Annotated in this window: 16 protein-coding genes; 3 read left to right on the forward strand and 13 right to left on the reverse strand. The window is 72.7% G+C overall.

Going from position 1 to position 18,349, the window contains the following annotated elements:
* Positions 1 to 135: 135 nt before the first annotated feature.
* Genes ruvX through ACWEMJ_RS24305 form a run of 4 tightly spaced genes read right to left on the reverse strand, consistent with a single transcriptional unit; the run spans position 136 to position 4,200 of the window.
* Entirely contained in the window at positions 136 to 624 is a 489-nt protein-coding gene (gene ruvX / locus ACWEMJ_RS24290; RefSeq protein WP_452139221.1) for a Holliday junction resolvase RuvX, read from the reverse strand.
* On the reverse strand, positions 621 to 3,287 hold the full coding sequence (gene alaS / locus ACWEMJ_RS24295) for an alanine--tRNA ligase (protein ID WP_452139222.1): 2,667 nt from the start codon (positions 3,285 to 3,287) through the stop codon (positions 621 to 623). The genes ruvX and alaS overlap by 4 nt, the downstream gene beginning before the upstream one ends.
* A complete protein-coding gene (locus ACWEMJ_RS24300; RefSeq protein WP_452139223.1) occupies positions 3,287 to 3,718 on the reverse strand; it encodes a DUF6167 family protein in 432 nt (143 codons plus the stop codon). The genes alaS and ACWEMJ_RS24300 overlap by 1 nt, the downstream gene beginning before the upstream one ends.
* A gap of 5 nt (positions 3,719 to 3,723) precedes the next feature.
* Positions 3,724 to 4,200, reverse strand: a complete 477-nt coding sequence (locus ACWEMJ_RS24305) for a DUF948 domain-containing protein (RefSeq protein WP_452139224.1) — start codon at positions 4,198 to 4,200, stop codon at positions 3,724 to 3,726.
* Between the two features lie 227 nt (positions 4,201 to 4,427).
* On the opposite strand from ACWEMJ_RS24305, the gene ACWEMJ_RS24310 reads away from it, so the two are divergent.
* The gene (locus tag ACWEMJ_RS24310; protein WP_452139225.1) at positions 4,428 to 6,467 is read left to right on the forward strand and encodes an ATP-binding protein; all 2,040 of its coding nucleotides are present in this window, start codon (positions 4,428 to 4,430) and stop codon (positions 6,465 to 6,467) included.
* A gap of 63 nt (positions 6,468 to 6,530) precedes the next feature.
* Here the strand turns inward: ACWEMJ_RS24310 and rpsD are convergent, their stop codons facing one another.
* The 8 genes from rpsD to ACWEMJ_RS24350 form a co-directional block, all read right to left on the reverse strand.
* A complete protein-coding gene (gene rpsD, locus ACWEMJ_RS24315; protein WP_035860039.1) occupies positions 6,531 to 7,145 on the reverse strand; it encodes a 30S ribosomal protein S4 in 615 nt (204 codons plus the stop codon).
* Between the two features lie 306 nt (positions 7,146 to 7,451).
* Positions 7,452 to 8,801: a replication-associated recombination protein A gene (locus ACWEMJ_RS24320; RefSeq protein WP_452139226.1), complete on the reverse strand. Its 1,350-nt coding sequence runs from the start codon at positions 8,799 to 8,801 to the stop codon at positions 7,452 to 7,454.
* 207 nt (positions 8,802 to 9,008) lie between these two features.
* Positions 9,009 to 9,614 (reverse strand): hypothetical protein, encoded by a 606-nt coding sequence (locus tag ACWEMJ_RS24325; protein WP_452139227.1) that lies wholly within the window; start codon positions 9,612 to 9,614, stop codon positions 9,009 to 9,011.
* 72 nt (positions 9,615 to 9,686) lie between these two features.
* Positions 9,687 to 10,475: a polyphosphate kinase 2 gene (ppk2, locus tag ACWEMJ_RS24330; protein WP_452139256.1), complete on the reverse strand. Its 789-nt coding sequence runs from the start codon at positions 10,473 to 10,475 to the stop codon at positions 9,687 to 9,689.
* 141 nt (positions 10,476 to 10,616) lie between these two features.
* Positions 10,617 to 11,123, reverse strand: a complete 507-nt coding sequence (locus ACWEMJ_RS24335; protein ID WP_452139228.1) for a GNAT family N-acetyltransferase — start codon at positions 11,121 to 11,123, stop codon at positions 10,617 to 10,619.
* Positions 11,124 to 11,256: 133 nt separating this feature from the next.
* A complete protein-coding gene (gene aspS / locus ACWEMJ_RS24340; protein ID WP_452139229.1) occupies positions 11,257 to 13,047 on the reverse strand; it encodes an aspartate--tRNA ligase in 1,791 nt (596 codons plus the stop codon).
* Positions 13,044 to 14,306, reverse strand: coding sequence for a histidine--tRNA ligase (gene hisS / locus ACWEMJ_RS24345; protein ID WP_452139230.1), 1,263 nt, complete (start codon positions 14,304 to 14,306; stop codon positions 13,044 to 13,046). The genes aspS and hisS overlap by 4 nt, the downstream gene beginning before the upstream one ends.
* A gap of 11 nt (positions 14,307 to 14,317) precedes the next feature.
* Positions 14,318 to 15,034 (reverse strand): MBL fold metallo-hydrolase, encoded by a 717-nt coding sequence (locus tag ACWEMJ_RS24350; protein ID WP_452139231.1) that lies wholly within the window; start codon positions 15,032 to 15,034, stop codon positions 14,318 to 14,320.
* Between the two features lie 225 nt (positions 15,035 to 15,259).
* Between ACWEMJ_RS24350 and ACWEMJ_RS24355 the strand changes: the two genes are divergently transcribed.
* Both ACWEMJ_RS24355 and ACWEMJ_RS24360 read left to right on the forward strand, forming a co-directional pair.
* Positions 15,260 to 16,012, forward strand: a complete 753-nt coding sequence (locus tag ACWEMJ_RS24355) for a peptidylprolyl isomerase (RefSeq protein WP_452139232.1) — start codon at positions 15,260 to 15,262, stop codon at positions 16,010 to 16,012.
* Between the two features lie 205 nt (positions 16,013 to 16,217).
* Positions 16,218 to 17,447: a DUF349 domain-containing protein gene (locus tag ACWEMJ_RS24360; protein ID WP_452139233.1), complete on the forward strand. Its 1,230-nt coding sequence runs from the start codon at positions 16,218 to 16,220 to the stop codon at positions 17,445 to 17,447.
* 54 nt (positions 17,448 to 17,501) lie between these two features.
* Here ACWEMJ_RS24360 and ACWEMJ_RS24365 read toward each other — a convergent pair whose 3' ends face one another.
* Positions 17,502 to 18,281, reverse strand: coding sequence for a hypothetical protein (locus ACWEMJ_RS24365; protein WP_452139234.1), 780 nt, complete (start codon positions 18,279 to 18,281; stop codon positions 17,502 to 17,504).
* Positions 18,282 to 18,349: the final 68 nt, after the last annotated feature.

Below are 18,349 nucleotides of genomic sequence, written 5' to 3' on the forward strand. Positions count from 1 at the left end.
GCGGTGCGGCCGGGCGTCCCGGCGGGGCGGGGGTCGGGGGTGTGAGTGGGGGGCCCCGCGGGGCGTGATATACTTCGGGGCGGGTCGCGGACGCGCGTCCGCACGGGCCCCGATCGGCAGCCTAGGCCGGGCCGGTCAGGCCACCGGCTCGACACTCTCGCCGGGCGCCCGGCCACTCACCCGTTCGGTCTCCAGCGCGGCCTGCAGGATGACGACGGCCGCGGCCTGGTCGATCACCGAGCGGCCCTTCTTCGAGGACCGGCCGGAGGCGCGCAGCCCGGCGGCGGCGGTGACGGTGGTCATCCGCTCGTCGACCAGCCGCACGCCGACCGGGTGGAGCAGCGTGGCCAGCCGGCCCGCGTAGTCGCGGACCTTGGCGGCGGCCGGGCCTTCCTTGCCGTTCAGCGAGCGCGGCAGGCCGACCACGACCTCGATGGCGTCGTACTCCTCGACGATCGCCTTGAGCCGGGCCTGCGACCGGCCCCCGGCGGGGACGGTCTCCACCGGCGTGGCGATCAGCCCGTCGGGGTCGCAGACCGCGACCCCGATCCGGGCGTCGCCCACGTCGACGGCGATCCGCCGGCCGCGCCGGAAGACCTTCTCCTCGATGTGCTCCTCGCTCACGCGCGCTCGGCCACCAGTGCGCGGACGGCCGCGATCGCGTCGCCGACGGCGGCCGGGTTGCTGCCGCCGCCCTGCGCCACGTCGTCCTTGCCGCCACCGCCGCCGCCGAGGGTCTTCGCCGCGGCGCGGACCAGCTCGCCGGCCTTGATGCCGCGGGCGCGGGCGTCCTCGCTGGTGGCGATGACGGTCAGCGGGCGGTCGTTCGCGACGGTGAACGCGGCGACCACGGACGGGCGGTTGCCGAGCCGGGCCCGGATGTCCAGCACCAGCTTGCGCAGCTCGTCCGCGCCGGTGCCGTCACCGACCCGGGCGGCGACCAGGGCGACGCCCTTGATGTCCTCCGCGCCCTCGGCGAGGCCCGCGGCGGCCGCCAGCACCTTCTCGGCGCGGAACTTCTCGATCTCCTTCTCGGCGTCCTTGAGCTTGGCGAGCATGCCGGAGATCTTCTCCGGGAGCTCCTCCGGGCGGCCCTTGACCAGTTCGGTGAGCTGGGAGACCACGGTGTGCTCGCGGGCCAGGAACTTGTACGCGTCGACGCCGACCAGCGCCTCCACGCGGCGCACGCCGGAGCCGATCGAGGACTCGCCGAGCAGCTTCACCAGGCCCAGCTGGGCGGTGTTGCCGACGTGCGTGCCGCCGCACAGCTCCTTGGAGAAGTCGCCGATGGTGACCACGCGCACCGAGTCGCCGTACTTCTCGCCGAACATCGCGATGGCGCCCTGCTTGCGGGCCTCGTCCATCGTCATCACCTCGGCGGTGACGTCGAGTTCGCGGGTCAGCACGTCGTTGATCTTCTGCTCGACGTCGACCAGCACGCTGCCGGGGACGGCGGCGGGCGAGCCGAAGTCGAAGCGGAAGCGGCCGGGGGCGTTCTCGGAGCCGGCCTGGGCGGCCGTCGGGCCGAGCGCGTCGCGCAGCGCCTGGTGGGTCAGGTGGGTCGCCGAGTGGGCGCGGGCGATGGCCCGGCGGCGGTCGGTGTCGATGGTGGCGTACGCGGACGCGCCGAGCACCACCTCGCCGAACAGCACCCCGCCGGAGTGCACGATGACGCCCGGCACCGGCTGCTGCACGTCGCGGATCTCCACGACGGCGCCGGAGTCGAGGCGGATCCGGCCGTGGTCGGCGAGCTGGCCGCCGCCCTCGGCGTAGAACGGGGTGCGGTCGAGGATCAGCTCGACCTCGTCGCCCTCGCTCGCGGCCGGCGACGGGACGCCGTCCACCAGCAGGCCGACCACGGTGGCCTCGCCCTCGGTGAGGGTGTAGCCGGTGAAGACGGACGCGCCGGCGCTGTCGGCGACCTCGCGGTACGCGGCGACGTCGGCGTGGCCCATCTTCTTGGCCTTGGCGTCGGCCTTGGCGCGGTCGCGCTGCTCCTGCATCAGGCGGCGGAAGCCGGCCTCGTCGACCTGCAGGCCCTGCTCCTCGGCCATCTCCAGGGTGAGGTCGATCGGGAAGCCGTAGGTGTCGTGCAGCTTGAACGCCTGCTCGCCGGAGAGCACCACGCCGCCGCCGGACTTGGTCTCGGTGACCGCGGCGTCCAGCAGGTTGGTGCCGGAGCGCAGGGTCTGCAGGAAGGCGTTCTCCTCGGCGACCACGACCGTCTCGATGCGCTTGCGGTCGGTCTCCAGCTCCGGGTACTGCGGGGCCATCGCCTTGATCGAGATGTCGATCAGGTCCTTGGCGACCGGCTCGGTGGCGCCCAGCAGGCGCATGTTGCGGATCGCGCGGCGCAGGATGCGGCGCAGCACGTAGCCGCGGCCCTCGTTGCCGGGGGTGACGCCGTCGCCGACCAGCATCAGCGCGGTGCGGAAGTGGTCGGTGACCACGCGCAGCGAGACGTCCGACTTGTGGTCGGCGCCGTAGCGGTGGCCGGTGAGCTCGGCGGCGCGGTCGAGGATCATCCGGCTGGTGTCGATCTCGAAGAGGTTGTCGACGCCCTGCAGGACGGCGGCGAGGCGCTCCAGGCCGAGGCCGGTGTCGATGTTCTTGCTCGGCAGGTCGCCGAGGATCTCGAAGCCGTCCTTGCCGTCGCCGTGGCCGCGCTCGTACTGCATGAAGACCAGGTTCCAGATCTCCAGGTAGCGCTCGCCGTTGACCGCCGGGCCGCCCTCCTCGCCGTACTCGGGGCCGCGGTCGTAGTTGATCTCCGAGCACGGGCCGCACGGGCCGGGGACGCCCATCGACCAGAAGTTGTCCTTCATGCCCAGGCGCTGGATCCGCTCGGACGGCACGCCGATGACGTCCCGCCAGATCTTCTCGGCCTCGTCGTCGTCCTGGTAGACGGTGATCCAGAGCTTCTCGGGCTCCAGGCCGTAGCCGCCGTCCGCGACGGAGCTGGTGAGCAACTCCCAGGCGAACTTGATGGCGCCTTCCTTGAAGTAGTCGCCGAACGAGAAGTTGCCGCACATCTGGAAGAACGAGCCGTGCCGGGTGGTCTTCCCGACCTCCTCGATGTCCAGGGTGCGGACGCACTTCTGCACGCTGGTGGCGCGCGAGAACTGCGGCTTGACCTCGCCGAGGAAGTACGGCTTGAAGGGCACCATGCCGGCGTTGACCAGCAGCAGGGTGGGGTCGTCGGCGACCAGCGAGGCCGACGGTACGACGGTGTGGCCGCGCTCCTCGAAGAAGCGCAGCCAGCGGCGGCGGATCTCTGCCGACTCCATCAGTGGGGGTCCTTCCGATCGGTCGTGCGGCCCGGCAGCTCGCGCTGACGGGGCTTGGCAACGATTGGGGGGGTGGTGCGGCGCGTGCCGCGAGACGTGGGCAGGGCGGCGGCCGGGGAGCCCGGGGCCGCCGAGATAGCTCGGCCGCCGCTCGATCCGGCCGCGCCGCTGAGCGTGCGGCGGCGGGGCGGTTCGACGACCGCGGTGCCGTCCAGGCCGAGGTCGGCGCGCAGCTGCTGCTCGCGCTCGGCCATGCCGGCCTTCACGTCGCGGGCGAACTGCCGGGCGGCGTCGCCGAGTTGGAGCGCGCCGCGGGCGGCGGTGCCGGACAGCGAGTCGGGCGTGAGGCGGTGCACCGCCTCGTTGGCCTTGTTCATGGCCCAGACGGTGGCGCCCGCGCCGACCGCCATCCAGAAGATTCTGCGCACCATCGCCGTCAGCCCTTCACGGCCCGGCGCACGCGCGACAGCAGCCCGCCGCGCGGCGCGGTCGCGGCCCGTACCTCGGCCCGGATCAGCCGGGCCAGCTCCTCGCGCTCGCCGCTCTGCTGCGGCACCGCGAGCCCGGTCTGCTGCCGGTTCACGGCCCGGCGCACGCCGTAGCTGAACGCGGCCAGCTTCACCAGCGGCCCGCCGACGGTGGCGGCCACCGTGGAGGACAGCGCCTTGGCGTCGGCCGCGGCGTCCTGGACGTTGGCGGTGATCTCGTCGACCCGCTCCAGCTGCTCGTGCGCGCTGCGGACCGCGGCGTTCGCGTCCTGCAGCAGCGGCACGGCCTGCTCGGTGACGGCGGCGACCAGGACGGTGGCCTCCCGGAGCACCTTCGACAGCCGGACCAGGACCACGGCGAGCAGGGTGACCAGGACCGCCCAGAAGACGGCGACCAGCAGCCCGGCCAGCTCTCCCACGGACACCTTCGCGCGCTCCCTCGCCTGTGAGTTTCCGGTATCGAAAACCTCGGTAGTGAACCCTACCGTGACTGCCGGTCGCTCCCCGACCGGATATGTCGCCCGTCACCGCGCCCCGGCGGCCGGTCGGTTGTGCGAACACGGCGCGTAACCTACCGCCCGGTCACCTCGTTGAGGAGTTCGGCTCGCGGAGCACGGGCCCAGCGCTTGAACGGGGGCGTCGCGTGGAGAGCATGGCCGCAGCGTCGAACGGGCCGGGCCGACTGCCCGCCGAAATCACCCACTTCGTCGGGCGGGCCGCCGAACTCGACGCCTTGGCCGACCTGTTGGGCCGCGCCCGGCTGGTCACCGTGACCGGGCCGGGCGGCGTCGGCAAGTCCCGGCTGGCCCTGCGCGCCGCCGCCCGGCTCGCCGCCGACTTCCCGGACGGCGCGCACCTCGCCGACCTCGCGCCGGTGCGCGATCCGCTGCTGCTCGGCCCCGCCGTGCTGGCCGCGCTGGGCCCCGCCGACCGGCCGCCGCTCGCCGAACGCCGCCTGCTGCTGGTGCTGGACGGCTGCGAGCACCTGGTGGACGCCTGCGCCGAGCTCGTCGACGCCCTGCTGCGCGCCGCCCCCGGCCTGCGGGTGCTGGCCACCTCCCGGCAGTCGCTGCGGGCGGTCGGCGAGCACCTGCTGCCGCTCGCCCCGCTGCCGGTCGAACCGGAAGCCGGGGCGGACTCGGAGGCGATGCTGCTGTTCGCCGACCGCGCCGCCGCCGTCCGCCCCGGCTTCCGGCTGGCCCGCGCCAACCGCGCCGAGGTGGCGCTGCTCTGCCGCCGCCTGGACGGCCTCCCGCTCGCCCTGGAACTCGCCGCCGGCCGGCTGCGCGCGCTGTCCGTCGAGCAGCTGCTGGCCCGGCTGGACGACCCCTTCCGGCTGCTCACCGGCGGCGGCCGCACCGCGGTGGCCCGGCACCGGACGATGCGCACCGCGATCGGCTGGAGCCACGAACTCTGCACCATGCAGGAACGTTTACTCTGGTCGCGCCTGTCGGTCTTCGCCGGCGGCTTCGACCTGGACGCCGCCGAATACGTCTGCGGCGGCGAGGGCCTGGACCTCGACGACGTCCTCGAACTCCTCGACGCGCTGGTCGACAAGTCCGTGCTGGAGCGCCTCGACGGCGAAGGCGCCCGGTTCCGGATGCTCGGCGCCCTGCGCGACTACGGCGGCCACTGGCTGCGGGCCGGCCACGACCACCGGCGGCTGCGCCGGCGCCACCGCGACTGGTACCTGTCCGTCGCCACCTGGGGCGAGGTCGAGTGGTTCGGCCCCGAGCAGGCCGAGGCCGCCGAACGCACCCGTCTCGCCCACCCCGACCTGCGCGCCGCCCTGGAGTTCTCGCTCACCGAACCCGGCGAGGAACAGCCCGCCCTCGTCCTGGCCGGCGCCCTCTGGTACTTCTGGGCCGGCACCGGCCGCCTCGGCGAGGGCCGCCACTGGCTGGACCGCGCCCTCGCCCGCGCCCCCGAACCCACCGAGGCCCGCGCCAAGGCCCTCTGGACCACCGGCCACCTCGCCGCCCTCCAGGGCGACCCGGCCCGCGCCCACAGCGCCCTCGCCGAATGCCACCGCCAGGCCCTGCACACCGGCGACCGCCGCTCCCTCGCCCACGCCGTCCACCGGCAGGGCTGCGCCGCGCTGCTCGACGACGACCCGGCCCGCGCCGCCGAGCTCCTCGCACAGGCCCTGCGCCACTACACCGCCCTCGGCGAGCTCGACACCCACGTCCTGCTCGCGATGACCGACCTCGCGCTGGCCCACCTGTGCCTCGGCGACGCCCCGAACGGCGCCGCCTGGGCCGAACGCGCCCGCGAACACTGCGAGCAGCACGGCGAACAGTGGGCGCACGCCTACTGCCTGTACGCGCTCGCCCGGGCCCGCCACCGGGCCGGCCGCCCCCGGGCCGCCCGCGACCTCGCCCGCGACACGATCCGGCTCGCCCACCCCCTGCGCGACCCGCTCGCCACCGCCCTCGCCGTCGACCTGCTGGCCCTGCTCGCCACCGAGGCCCCCGCCCCCGACCCGTACGAGGCCCGCGTCCTGCAGGGCGCCGCACACCGCCTCCGGATCGCCCTCGGCGCCCCGTACTCCGCCACCCTCGACAGCCCCCACCGCACCTGCACCCGCCGCACCCGCGCGGCCCTCACCGACCACCAGTACGACGAGGCCTTCCGCCTCGGCGCCCGCCTCGCCCCGGACGCCGCCGTCCACCGCGCCCTGCACGGCCCCTGACAGCACCCGGAAACGGGAAACGCCCCCGCGGTCCGAGGACCGAGGGGGCGTTCCGCTCGCGGGTCAGCGCGAGTAGTACTCGACGACCAGCTGCTCGTCGCAGACGACCGGAACCTCGCGGCGCTGCGGCGCGCGGTCCAGACGGAAGGCCAGGGCCTTCAGGTTGACCTCCAGGTACTTCGGGGTCTGGCCCTCGCCGGCGTTGCCGCCCTCGCGAGCCACCTGGAAGGGGACCTTCTCCTTGGACTTTTCCTTCACCGTGACGACGTAGCCCGGCTTCATCTGGAACGACGGCTTGTTGACCTTCGAGCCGTTGACCTCGATGTGACCGTGCACGACCATCTGGCGGGCCTGGTAGATGGTGCGGGCGATGCCCGAACGCAGGACCAGGGCGTCGAGGCGGACCTCCAGCAGGGCGACGAGCGCCTCACCGGTCTTGCCCTCGACCTTCTTGGCGGCCTCGAAGGCACGCGCCATCTGCTTCTCGCTGAGGTCGTACTGCGCGCGCAGACGCTGCTTCTCGGTCAGACGGACCTTGTAGTCAGAGTTCTGCTTGCGGCCACGGCCGTGCTGGCCGGGCGGGTACGGGCGGGCCTCGAAGTACTTGACGGACTTCGGGGTCAGCGGAACGCCGAGAGCACGGGCGATCTTGACCTTGGGGCGCTTCTGGTTCGCCATGTTTCCTTTTCCTGTTCAGATACGGCTGTCACCAGGTGTTGACGGAGGACGCTTCTCGCGGCCCGGAGAAAAACCGTCCGTCGCCGGATGGTCAGCCGCTCTCCGCGACCGGGCACTATGTGCTTGCACACGAGAGGCCCACCGACCCGCAGAGGTGGTGGGCTGCCCGCGACACCGAAAGCCGGTGCGCGTCGCTCCTGGAGAACTCCCTTGCGGGAGGCCTCCGTTGGTTGCCCCGCTGGTGCGGCCGGTCGCTCCTCGCGGAACCCCTGGCCCGGGACACACTGCGGACAGTCTACAGGCAGTTCACTCGCCCTTGAGCCGGGCCCTGGTCCACTCCGCGATCTCCGCGTACCGGGCCTCTCCCCCGCGCCGGGTCGGCCGGTAGTACTCCTTGCCGTGCACCGCGTCCGGCGCGTACTGCTGCGCGGCGATGCCCTCCGGCAGGTCGTGCGGGTACTGGTAGCCCTTCCCGTGCCCCAGCTTCTTCGCCCCGCCGTAGTGCGCGTCCCGCAGGTGCGCCGGCACCGCGCCCGCCAGCCCCTGCCGGACGTCCGCCAGCGCGGCGTCGATCGCCAGGTACGCGGCGTTCGACTTCGGCGCCAGCGCCAGCGCGATCGCCGCCTGCGACAGGATGATCCGCGCCTCCGGGAACCCGATCAGCGCGACCGCCTGCGCGGCCGCCACCGCCGTCGACAGCGCGGTCGGGTCGGCCAGGCCGACGTCCTCACTGGCCGAGATCATCAGCCGCCGGGCGATGAACCTCGGGTCCTCCCCCGCCTCGATCATCCGCGCCAGGTAGTGCAGCGTGGCGTCCACGTCACTGCCCCGGATCGACTTGATCAGCGCACTCGCCACGTCGTAGTGCTGATCGCCGTCCCGGTCGTACCGCACCGCCGCCTGGTTCACCGCCGTCTCGGTCGCCGCCAGCGTCAGCACGCTCCCGCCCTGCTCCAGCGCCGCCCCCGCCGCCGCCTCCAGCATGGTCAGCGCCCGCCGCGCGTCGCCCCCGGCCATCCGCACCAGGTGGTCCTCGGCCTCCTCCGCCAGCTCCACACTGCCGCCCAGCCCCCGCTCGTCCACCGTCGCCCGGCGCAGCAGGGTGCGGATGTCCTCGTCGGTCAGCGACTCCAGGGTCAGCAGCAGGGAACGCGACAGCAACGGCGAGATGATCGAGAAGTACGGGTTCTCGGTGGTCGCGGCGATCAGCGTCACCCAGCGGTTCTCCACCGCCGGCAGCAGCGAGTCCTGCTGTGCCTTGGAGAACCGGTGGATCTCGTCCAGGAACAGCACCGTCTCCCGCCCGGACATCCCGACCGCCCGCCGGGCCCCGTCGATCACCGCCCGGACTTCCTTGACGCCGTGGCTGATCGCCGAGAGTTCGACGAACCGCCCCTCCACCGCCTGGCTGATCACGTGCGCCAGCGTGGTCTTCCCCGTCCCCGGCGGCCCCCACAGGATCACCGAACTCGTCGCCGCCGGCCCCTTCGCCCCCGCGACCAGCCGCCGCAACGGAGACCCGTCCTTCAACAACTGCTGCTGCCCGGCCACCTCGTCCAACGTCCGCGGCCGCATCCTCACCGCCAGTGGGGCGCGCCCCGGCTCACTGCTCTGACGTTCCTCGGCTGCATGCGTGAAAAGGTCCGGCTCGTCCACAGCACGCAAGCCTATACGCGGCAGGAGTGCGAAACCTGGGAGAGCAACCCCAGGGGCGCGGGGAACTGCGCGCTGCGGAAGGCACCCCACCGCAAGGTCGCGACCCAGGGCAATGACCTGCACTTGATCGCGACCTTGCGGACGTGACTCGCGCTTGTCGCGCAGTTCCCCGCGCCCCTGCTTTCGCGCCCACCCGCCGTCTCCCCCCTACTGCGGCCGGTGCATCAGCACGACGTCGAACTCCTCCAGCCCGTACACCACCGTCCCCGAAGCCTTGCTCACCCCCGCCCGCACCGCCGCCTGCGGCCCCCGCGAGGCGTCGAACGCCTGCTGGTCCGCGAAGATCGCGCCCACCACGCCCACCGACCGCTCGCGGTCGATGAGCATGGCGGCCCCCACATACCCGTCGATCCCCCTGATCGCCGGCAGCCCGCGCTCCTCGAACCCCTTCACCACCCCGTCCACCCCCGCCGGGTCGTACGCGAAGCGGGTGAGCCGGAAGCCGCCGTTCTCGACGGCCGCCCCGGGCTCCGCCGCCGCGACGTCCCAGCGGTTGACGGCGACGGTCGCGGCGAACGGGACGAGCAGGGTGTCGCGCCGGTCGGCCAGCGCGGTGTCGCTCGCGGCTTCGTGTTCGGGGGTGTCCCACCAGGAGCCCATGGTGAGGGTGCCGAGCCGGCGGTTGGCGAACAGCCCGTAGCCGCGGTAGCCGGGCCGGGCGGAGAGGAGTTGGACGGCTTCGCCGCGCAGCGCGTCGAGGCTGTCCTCCAGCAGCGCCGGGTCGCCGGTCGCGTAGACGGTGCGGACGTACATGGAGTGCCTCCAGCCGTTGCGGGATCCCCTCCATCGCACGCCCGCCGAACCTGCCCGGTCAACCGGGGGCGGTCACCGCGCGAGCAGCGTCGCCGCGTGGTCGAACACGTACTTCTGGAGGTCCCGCGGCGGCCGCTGGTACCCCCGGGGCTCGGGCCGCGGCGGCAGGGTGATCGCCGGGCGGACCACCTCGTGGTAGGGAACCGTGGACAGCAGGTGGGCGATCATGTTCAGGCGCGCCCGCCGCTTGTCGTCGCTGTCCACCACGTTCCACGGCGATTCCGGCAGGTCGGTGTGGATGAACATCTCGTCCTTCGCCCGCGAGTAGTCCTCCCAGCGGGTGATCGACTCGACGTCCATCGGCGAGAGCTTCCACTGCCGCATCGGGTCGTCGAGCCGGTCCCGGAAGCGCCGTTCCTGCTCGACGTCGCTGACCGAGAACCAGTACTTGCGCAGCAGGATGCCCGCCTCGATGAGCATCCGCTCGAACGTCGGGCACTGGTGCAGGAACTGCCAGTACTCCTCGTCCGTGCAGAAGCCCATCACCTTCTCGACGCCGGCCCGGTTGTACCAGGACCGGTCGAACAGCACGATCTCCCCGGCCGCCGGCAGGTGTTCGACGTAGCGCTGGAAGTACCACTGGCCGCGCTGGCGTTCGGTCGGGGCGGGCAGGGCGGCGATCCGCGCGATGCGTGGGTTCAGGTACTCGGTGACGCGCTTGATCGCGCCGCCCTTGCCGGCTGCGTCCCGGCCCTCGAAGATCACGACCATCCGGACGCCCTCGACGCGCACCCACTCCTGCATCTTGACCAGTTCCTGCTGGAGCCGGAGCAGTTCGGGTTCGTAGATCCGCTTGGGAATCCGCTGGACGCTCTTGGCGCCGGCCTTCTTGCCGCGCTTGGGGTCCGCCACTTCGCACACCTTCCGATCACCGTACAGATGATGATCACTCAGGCTACGGGCCGCCGGCAGCCCCCGCAGGTCGACCGGCGGCCTCGCGGGTCAGAGCTCGGCGAACGGCGCGGGGTAGCGGCACACCCCGTGCGGCACGCTGTCCGCGCCGGGCAGCGGGAGTGCCTGGAAGTAGCCGTCGGGAACGTCGTAGGGGCCGGTGATGCGGTGCCCGGAGGCGGGCCCGAAGCCGAACCGGCCGTAGTAGCCGGGGTCGCCGAGGACGACCACGACCCGCTCGCCGGCCTCGACGGCGGCGGTCAGCGCGGCACGCACCACGGCGCTGCCGACGCCCTTGCGCTGCCACTCGGGGGCGACCGCGACGGGGGCGAGGGCGAGGCCCTTGCCGTTGCCGATCCGCAGCCGGGTGAGCAGCGCGTGGCCGATGACCACCTCGCGGCTGTCGACGGCGACCAGGGAGAGTTCCGGCAGGAACGCGGGGTCGCGGCGCAGCGCGTCCACCAGGTCCGCCTCTTCGGGGCCTGGGAAGGCCGCCATGTGGACGCGCCGGGTCTCGGCGGTGTCGGTGGGGAGTTCGACTCTGGTTCGTACGGTCATCCTTGACCCTTCTTGCGCCCTGCACCCCGTCGTGCAGCGATCCGGCCCCGGGCGGTGCGAGCCTACTCCTGGTAAGCGCGCACCGACCGGGGCCGGAACGAATCGTGATCTACCGTCAGTTTTTGACGGGTTGTCAGGCGGTGGGCTCGGCCTCCGCCTTCGCGGTCTCCTTGGCCTTCGGCTTGGCGTCCACGCCGGCCTCCCGGCGCTGGGCCGGGGTGATCGGGGTGGGGGCGCCGGTCAGCGGGTCGCCGCCGGTGGAGGTCTTCGGGAAGGCGATGACGTCCCGGATGGTGTCGTAGCCGCCCAGCAGGGTGACCACGCGGTCCAGGCCGAGCGCGATGCCGCCGTGCGGCGGCGGGCCGAAGTTGAAGGCGTCCAGCAGGAAGCCGAACTGCGAGGCGGCCTCCTCCTCGGACAGGCCGATCGCGTCGAACGCCCGCTTCTGCACCTCGCGCTGGTGGATACGGATCGAACCGCCGCCCAGCTCCGAGCCGTTGAGCACCAGGTCGTACGCGTTGGAGAGCGCGCTGCCCGGGTCGGTGTCGAAGGTGGCGAGCGACTCGGCGGTGGGCGCGGTGAACGGGTGGTGCACCGCGTGCCAGCCCTGGAACTCGCCCTTGTCGTCCTCGATCGGCTCGAACATCGGGAAGTCCACGACCCAGAGGAAGGCCCACTGGGACTCGTCGATCAGGTTGCAGCGGCGGCCGATCTCCAGGCGGGCCGCGCCGAGCAGCTCCTGCGAGGCGGTCTTCTTGCCGGCGGCGAAGAACACGGCGTCGCCGGGCTTGGCGCCGGCGGCGGCGGCCAGGCCGGCCAGGTGCTCCTCGGACAGGTTCTTGGCGACCGGGCCGCGCAGCTCGCCGGTCTCGGCGTCCACCAGGACGTACGCGAGGCCGCGGGCGCCGCGGGCCTTCGCCCAGTCCTGCCAGGCGTCGAGCTGCTTGCGGGGCTGCGAGGCGCCGCCGGGCATGACGACCGCGCCGACGTACGGGGCCTGGAAGACCCGGAACTCGGTGCCCTTGAAGTACTCGGTCAGGTCGGTGAGTTCCTGCCCGAAGCGGACGTCCGGCTTGTCGGAGCCGTAGCGCGACATGGCGTCGGCGTACGTCATCCGCGGCAGCGGGTTGGGGATCTCGTAGCCGTGCACCTCGCGCCAGATCGCGGCGATGATCTTCTCGCCGAGGGCCAGGATGTCCTCCTGGTCGACGAACGACGCCTCGATGTCGAGCTGGGTGAACTCCGGCTGCCGGTCGGCGCGGAAGTCCTCGTCGCGGAAGCAGCGGGCGATCTGGTAGTAGCGCTCCATGCCGGCGACCATCAGCAGCTGCTTGAACAGCTGCGGGGACTGCGGCAGCGCGTACCAGTGGCCGGGCTGGAGGCGGACCGGGACCAGGAAGTCGCGGGCGCCCTCGGGGGTGGAGCGGGTCAGGTACGGCGTCTCGATGTCGAGGTAGTCGTTCTCCTCCATCACCGTGCGGATGATGTGGTTGACCTTCGAACGCAGCCGCAGCGCGCGGGCCGGGCCCTCGCGGCGCAGGTCGAGGTAGCGGTAGCGCAGCCGCACCTCCTCGTTGACCGAACCGGGCTCGTACTCGGCGACCTGGAACGGCAGCGGCGCGGCCTCGGACAGCACCTCGATCGACTCGACGACGACCTCGACGGCGCCGGTCGGGATGTCCGGGTTCTCGTTGCCCTCGGGGCGGACCCGGACCTCGCCGATCACCTTCACGCAGTACTCGGAGCGCAGCCCGTGCACCGACTCCAGGTCGCGGACCACGACCTGCACGGTGCCGGAGGCGTCCCGCAGGTCGATGAAGGCCACGCCGCCGTGGTCACGGCGGCGGGCCACCCAGCCGGCCAGGGTGACGGTGGTGCCGGCGTGCTCCGGTCGGAGCGTGCCCGCGTCGTGCGTGCGGATCACAGCTGCTTCTCCTTCAGGGTGGTGACGAGCGTGTCGAGGGCGACGGGGGTCTGCTCGCCGGTGGTCATGTCCTTGAGCTGGACCACGCCGTCGGCGAGGTCCCGGTCGCCGGCGATCACGGCGAACCGGGCGCCGGATCGGTCCGCCGACTTCATGGCGTTCTTGATGCCCTTGACGCCGAAGGCGAGGTCGGTGGCGACACCGGCCCGGCGCAGCTCGACCGTGGCGGCGAACAGGACGTTCTTCGCCTCCTCGCTCAGCGCGACGGCGTACACGTCGGTGGCGGCGGGCAGTTCGAGGGCGACGCCCTCCGCCTCCAGCGCCAGGAAGGTGCGGTCCACGCCGAGCGCCCAGCCGACCGAGGGCAGCGCCGGTCCGCCGATCATCTCGGACAGGCCGTCGTAGCGGCCGCCGCCGCCGATCGCGGACTGGGCACCGAGGCCGTTGTGCACGAACTCGAAGGTGGTGCGGGTGTAGTAGTCCAGGCCGCGCACCAGCTTCGGGTCGTCGACGAACGCGACCCCGGCCAGCGTGAGGAGTTCGCGCACCTTCACGTCGTACGCCTTGCAGTCCTCGCAGAGGAAGTCCCGCAGCATGGGGGCGTCGGTGAGCTGGGCCTGCACCGACTCGCGCTTGTCGTCCAGCACGCGCAGCGGGTTGATCTCGGCGCGGCGGCGGGTGTCCTCGTCCAGGTCGAGGCCGGAGAGGAACTCGATCAGCGCGGCGCGGTAGACCGGGCGGCACTGCTTGTCGCCGAGGCTGTTGAGCAGCAGCGAGTAGTTCGACAGGCCGAGCGAGCGGAACGCGTCGTCGGCGAGGATGATCAACTCGGCGTCCAGCGCCGGGTCCTCGGCGCCGATGGCCTCCGCGCCGACCTGCGAGAACTGGCGGTAGCGGCCCTTCTGCGCCCGCTCGTAGCGGTAGTAGTTGCCGGAGTACCAGAGCTTGACCGGCAGGTTGCCCTGCTTGTGCAGGTTGGCCTGGAGGGCGGCGCGCAGCACGGAGGCGGTGCCCTCGGGGCGCAGCGCGAGCTCGTCGCCGCCGCGGGTGGTCAGGTTGTACATCTCCTTGGTGACGATGTCGGTGGACTCGCCGACGCCGCGGGAGAAGAGCTTCACGTCCTCGAAGACCGGGGTCTCGATGTAGCCGTAGCCGGCCCGTCGGGCGGGCGCCGCGATCGCCTCGCGGATCGCCAGGAAGGTCGCCGAACTGGGCGGCAGCAGGTCGTAGGTGCCCTTGGGGGCGGTGAAGGTGCTCAACTTCTCTTCCGTCACATTCCTCGTCGCGGGAAAGCTGTGCTCTCGGCGGGGTCGCCGCCCCGCGCTGCCTGCTGGAGGTAGGGGTTGGTGGCGCGCTCTCGGCCGATGGTGGTCTGGGAGCCGTGGCCGGAGAGCACCACGGTCGCGTCGTCGAGGGGCAGGCACACCCGGGCCAGTGAGCGCATGATCGCGTCGCTGTCTCCGCCCGGGAGGTCGGTACGCCCGATGGAGCCGGCGAACAGCAGGTCGCCCGAGAACAGCACCGGAGGAATGTCGTCCGCTGCGGGCGTCCTGAACGTCACCGACCCCTTGGTATGGCCGGGGGCGTGGTCGACGGTGAGCCGCAGGCCGGCCAGTTCGAGCACGCCGCCGTCGGTCAACTCGCGGACGTCGTCCGGTTCCCCGACGGTGATCGAGCCCATCAGCTGCTGCCCGAGGGAGCGGCCGAGGCCCTTCTCGGGGTCGGCCATCATGAACCGGTCCTCGGGGTGGATCCAGGCGGGGACGCCCCTGGCGCCGCAGACCGGGACCACCGAGGCGATGTGGTCGATGTGCCCGTGGGTGAGCAGGACCGCGACCGGCTTGAGCCGGTGCTCGCGGATCAACTCCTCGACGCCGCTTGCCGCTTCGTGTCCGGGGTCGACGATCACGCACTCCTCGCCCGCGGCGGGTGCGACCAGGTAGCAGTTGGTGCCCCAGGCCCCGGCGGGGAATCCGGCGACGAACACGCGAGTCCTTCGTTTCATGCGGTGGCGGTGGTGTTTCCCCAGCAGCCTACCGGCGGTACGGTGCCGCGGGCGAACCGGTTCCCGGGCGCGTTCAGGCCTTTCTCATGTGGCGTTGATCCTCTGCTGACGCGCGGGGTCCCTACACTTGGCCGCCGACGGGTGCGAGGATGCGCACACGTCAATCACAACTCCCTTCATTCCACAGCTCAGTAGGAGACACGGCCGGTGGTCAGCAGCGAACAGCGGCGGCGGCAGCTCGCCCGCGACAAGTACGAGCGCCAGATGCAGGCGCGCGCCGAGGCGACGGCCAAGCGCAAGAAGCGCAACGTCGTGGTGGCCTCGGTGGCGGCCCTGGTCGTGCTGGCGGGCGTCGGCGCGGTCGCGGGCGGCGTGTTCAGCTCGGACAAGAAGGACGACAAGAAGGCCTCCGCCGCGCCGACGCCGTCCCCGTCCAAGAGCGGCAAGTACGCGGCCGAGCCGCCGATGTCGATCGACACCAAGGCGCCGTACACGGCGACGATGGACACCTCGGCGGGCAAGGTGACCTTCACGCTGGACGCGGCGAAGGCTCCGCACACCGTCAACTCCTTCGTGTTCCTGGCCGGTGACCACTTCTGGGACAACACGAAGTGCCACCGCCTCACCACCGAGGGCATCTTCGTGCTCCAGTGCGGCGACCCGACGGGCACCGGCGCGGGCGGCCCGGGCTACGAGTTCCCCGACGAGAACCTCGAAGGCGCGACCTACCCGGCGGGCACCGTGGCGATGGCGAACGCCGGCCCGAACACCAACGGCAGCCAGTTCTTCCTGGTCTACAAGGACACTCCGCTGCCGCCCAACTACACCCCGTTCGGCAAGATCACCGGCGGCCTGGACGTGCTGCAGAAGGTCGCCGGCGCCGGCGTCACGGGCGGCGGGTCGGACGGCGCCCCCGCCACCCCCGTCAACGTCACGGCCATCACCGCCGCCAAGGGCTGATCCGCCGCGAAAATCGACCAGTGCCGGATGCGGACAGCACCGGCGCTGGTCGCCTATGTTGCTGTTGTATAGGGTGCCCAGACCGTCGGCCGTCACCCTCGGCGCGACAACGACGGCTCGGGACGGCGGACTCCATCGGTCCGCCGCACATCAACTGTGGACGACGCCAAGGCCCGTGGGCACGGCGTCATGTGGAGGAGGCGCTGTGAGCAGCGATCCGTGGGGCCGTGTCGACGAGCAGGGGAACGTCTACGTGAGGACGGCCGACGGCGAACGCCAGGTCGGCTCCTGGCAGGCCGGCTCCCCCGAGGAGGCCCTCGCCTACTTCGAGCGCAAGTTCCAGGGCCTGGAGGCGGAGACCGCGCTCCTGGAGCACCGGGTGCGCAAGACCGACCTGGCCGCCAAGGAGGCGCAGACCGCGCTGGAGCACCTGCGCGCGCAGGTCGTCGAGGCGCACGCGGTCGGCGACCTGGAGTCGCTCGCCAAGCGCCTGGAGACGCTGGCCGGGGAGATCGAGACCCGGCAGAGCGAGCGCAAGGCGGCCCGGGCGAAGGCCCAGGAGGAGACCCGCGCCGCGAAGGAGGCGCTGGTCGCCGAGGCGGAGCAGCTCGCCGAGTCCAACCAGTGGCGGGAGGCCGGCGACCGGCTGCGCGCCCTGGTCGACAGCTGGAAGGCGCTGCCGCGCCTGGACCGCAAGAGCGACGACGAGCTGTGGCACCGCTTCTCGCACGCCCGCTCGGTGTTCTCCAAGCACCGCAAGGCGCACTTCGCGGCCCTGGACTCGGAGCGCGACCAGGCCCGCGCGGTCAAGGAGAAGCTGGTCGCCGAGGCCGAGCAGCTCGCCGACTCCACCGACTGGGGTCCGACCGCGGCCGCCTACCGCGAGCTGATGACCCGCTGGAAGGCCGCCGGCCGCGCCCAGCGCGAGGCGGAGGAGGAGCTGTGGGCCCGCTTCCGCGGCGCCCAGGACGTCTTCTTCCAGGCCCGGTCCGCCGCGTTCTCCGAGCGTGACGCCGAGCAGGGCGAGAACCAGAAGGCCAAGGAGGCGCTGCTGGTCGAGGCCGAGGCGATCCTGCCGATCACCGACCTGAAGGCCGCCAAGGCCGCGCTGCGCGACGTCGCCGAGCGCTGGGAGGCCATCGGCCACGTCCCGCGCGACGCCCGGCCGAAGCTCGACGGCCGGCTGGCCACCGTGGAGCGCGCGGTCCGCGAGGCCGAGGAGGCCGAGTGGCAGCGCTCCAACCCGGAGGCCCGGGCCCGCGCCACCGGCATGACCGCGCTGCTGCAGTCCGCCGTCGACAAGCTGCGCGCCGACCTGGACAAGGCCCGCGCGACCGGCAACGCGTCGAAGGCCGCCAAGCTGGAGGCCGAGCTGGCGGGCCGTCAGGCACTGCTCGACCAGGCGCAGAAGTCGCTGCAGGAGTTCACCTCCTGACGCTTCGTCACCGAAGGGCCCGGCCGCTCGGCGGCCGGGCCCTTCGTCGTGCGGTCATACCGAGGTCGGCCCGGCCGAGGGCTGCTGGAGGTCCTCGATGTCCATGCTCTGGTCGGGGCCGGGGGTGGCGGACGGCACGGGGGTGCCGAAGTCGCTGAAGTCGACGGCGCCGGCGGGCTGTTCGAGCCGCAGCGGCACCGGTGGGCCGTCGGTGGCCACGTACAGGGTGGCGGTGCCGGTGTCGGTGCTGCGGGTGAGGGTGACGGCGGGGCGGCCCCGGACGGTGGTGGCGGCGCCCTTGGTCAGGTCGTCGGCGGCGGCGAGCTGGTCGGCGAGCGCGCCGAGGTCGCACAGGCCGGTGATCTCGCCGAAGTCCGGGTCGTCGCTGGTGGTCCGCAGGTAGCGGTCGCCGACCTGGTCGGCCAGCGCGGGGCCGCCGTGGCTCTGCCAGAACGCCTGGTCGGGCTTGACCCACAGCTGGTGGCCGGCCTTGACCACCTGGAAGCCGCCGACGTCGCTCTGGCTGAGCGTGCCGGTGCAGTTCCCGGCGAGGTCCAGGCGCAGGTCCATGGTGATCGGCTGCCCGCCGCCGGCCACCGTGCCGACGGCCCGCACCGCGCGGGCGTCCTTGAGGGCCTGGGCGGTGCGCTGCAGGATCTCCTGGGCGGACAGGCCCGCCGTGCCGTTGTCGGCGCCGGTGGCCGCCGCGGTGGCCGCCGCGGGGCTGCCGGCGGCCGGGCCGGTGGAGCGGCCGGAGCCGCCGCAGCCGGCCGTCAGGGCCACCAGGGCCGCTGCCGCGCCCGCCATCGCCGTCATCGTCCGAGTGGTGTGCACGGTGCCTCCGGGTATCAGCGGGCCGCCCCCACCCGGCCAGTGTCGGCGGGGCGGGGGCGGCCTGCACC

The organism is Kitasatospora sp. NPDC004531, assembly GCF_053602195.1.

Bases quoted from the DNA above. Each gene is read 5' to 3' on its own strand.
- ACWEMJ_RS24335 (WP_452139228.1), bottom strand. From the start codon at position 11,123: ATGACCGTACGAACCAGAGTCGAACTCCCCACCGACACCGCCGAGACC.
- ACWEMJ_RS24310 (WP_452139225.1), top strand. From the start codon at position 4,428: ATGGCCGCAGCGTCGAACGGGCCGGGCCGACTGCCCGCCGAAATCACC.
- ACWEMJ_RS24300 (WP_452139223.1), bottom strand. From the start codon at position 3,718: ATGGTGCGCAGAATCTTCTGGATGGCGGTCGGCGCGGGCGCCACCGTC.
- alaS (WP_452139222.1), bottom strand. From the start codon at position 3,287: ATGGAGTCGGCAGAGATCCGCCGCCGCTGGCTGCGCTTCTTCGAGGAG.
- rpsD (WP_035860039.1), bottom strand. From the start codon at position 7,145: ATGGCGAACCAGAAGCGCCCCAAGGTCAAGATCGCCCGTGCTCTCGGC.
- ACWEMJ_RS24325 (WP_452139227.1), bottom strand. From the start codon at position 9,614: ATGTACGTCCGCACCGTCTACGCGACCGGCGACCCGGCGCTGCTGGAG.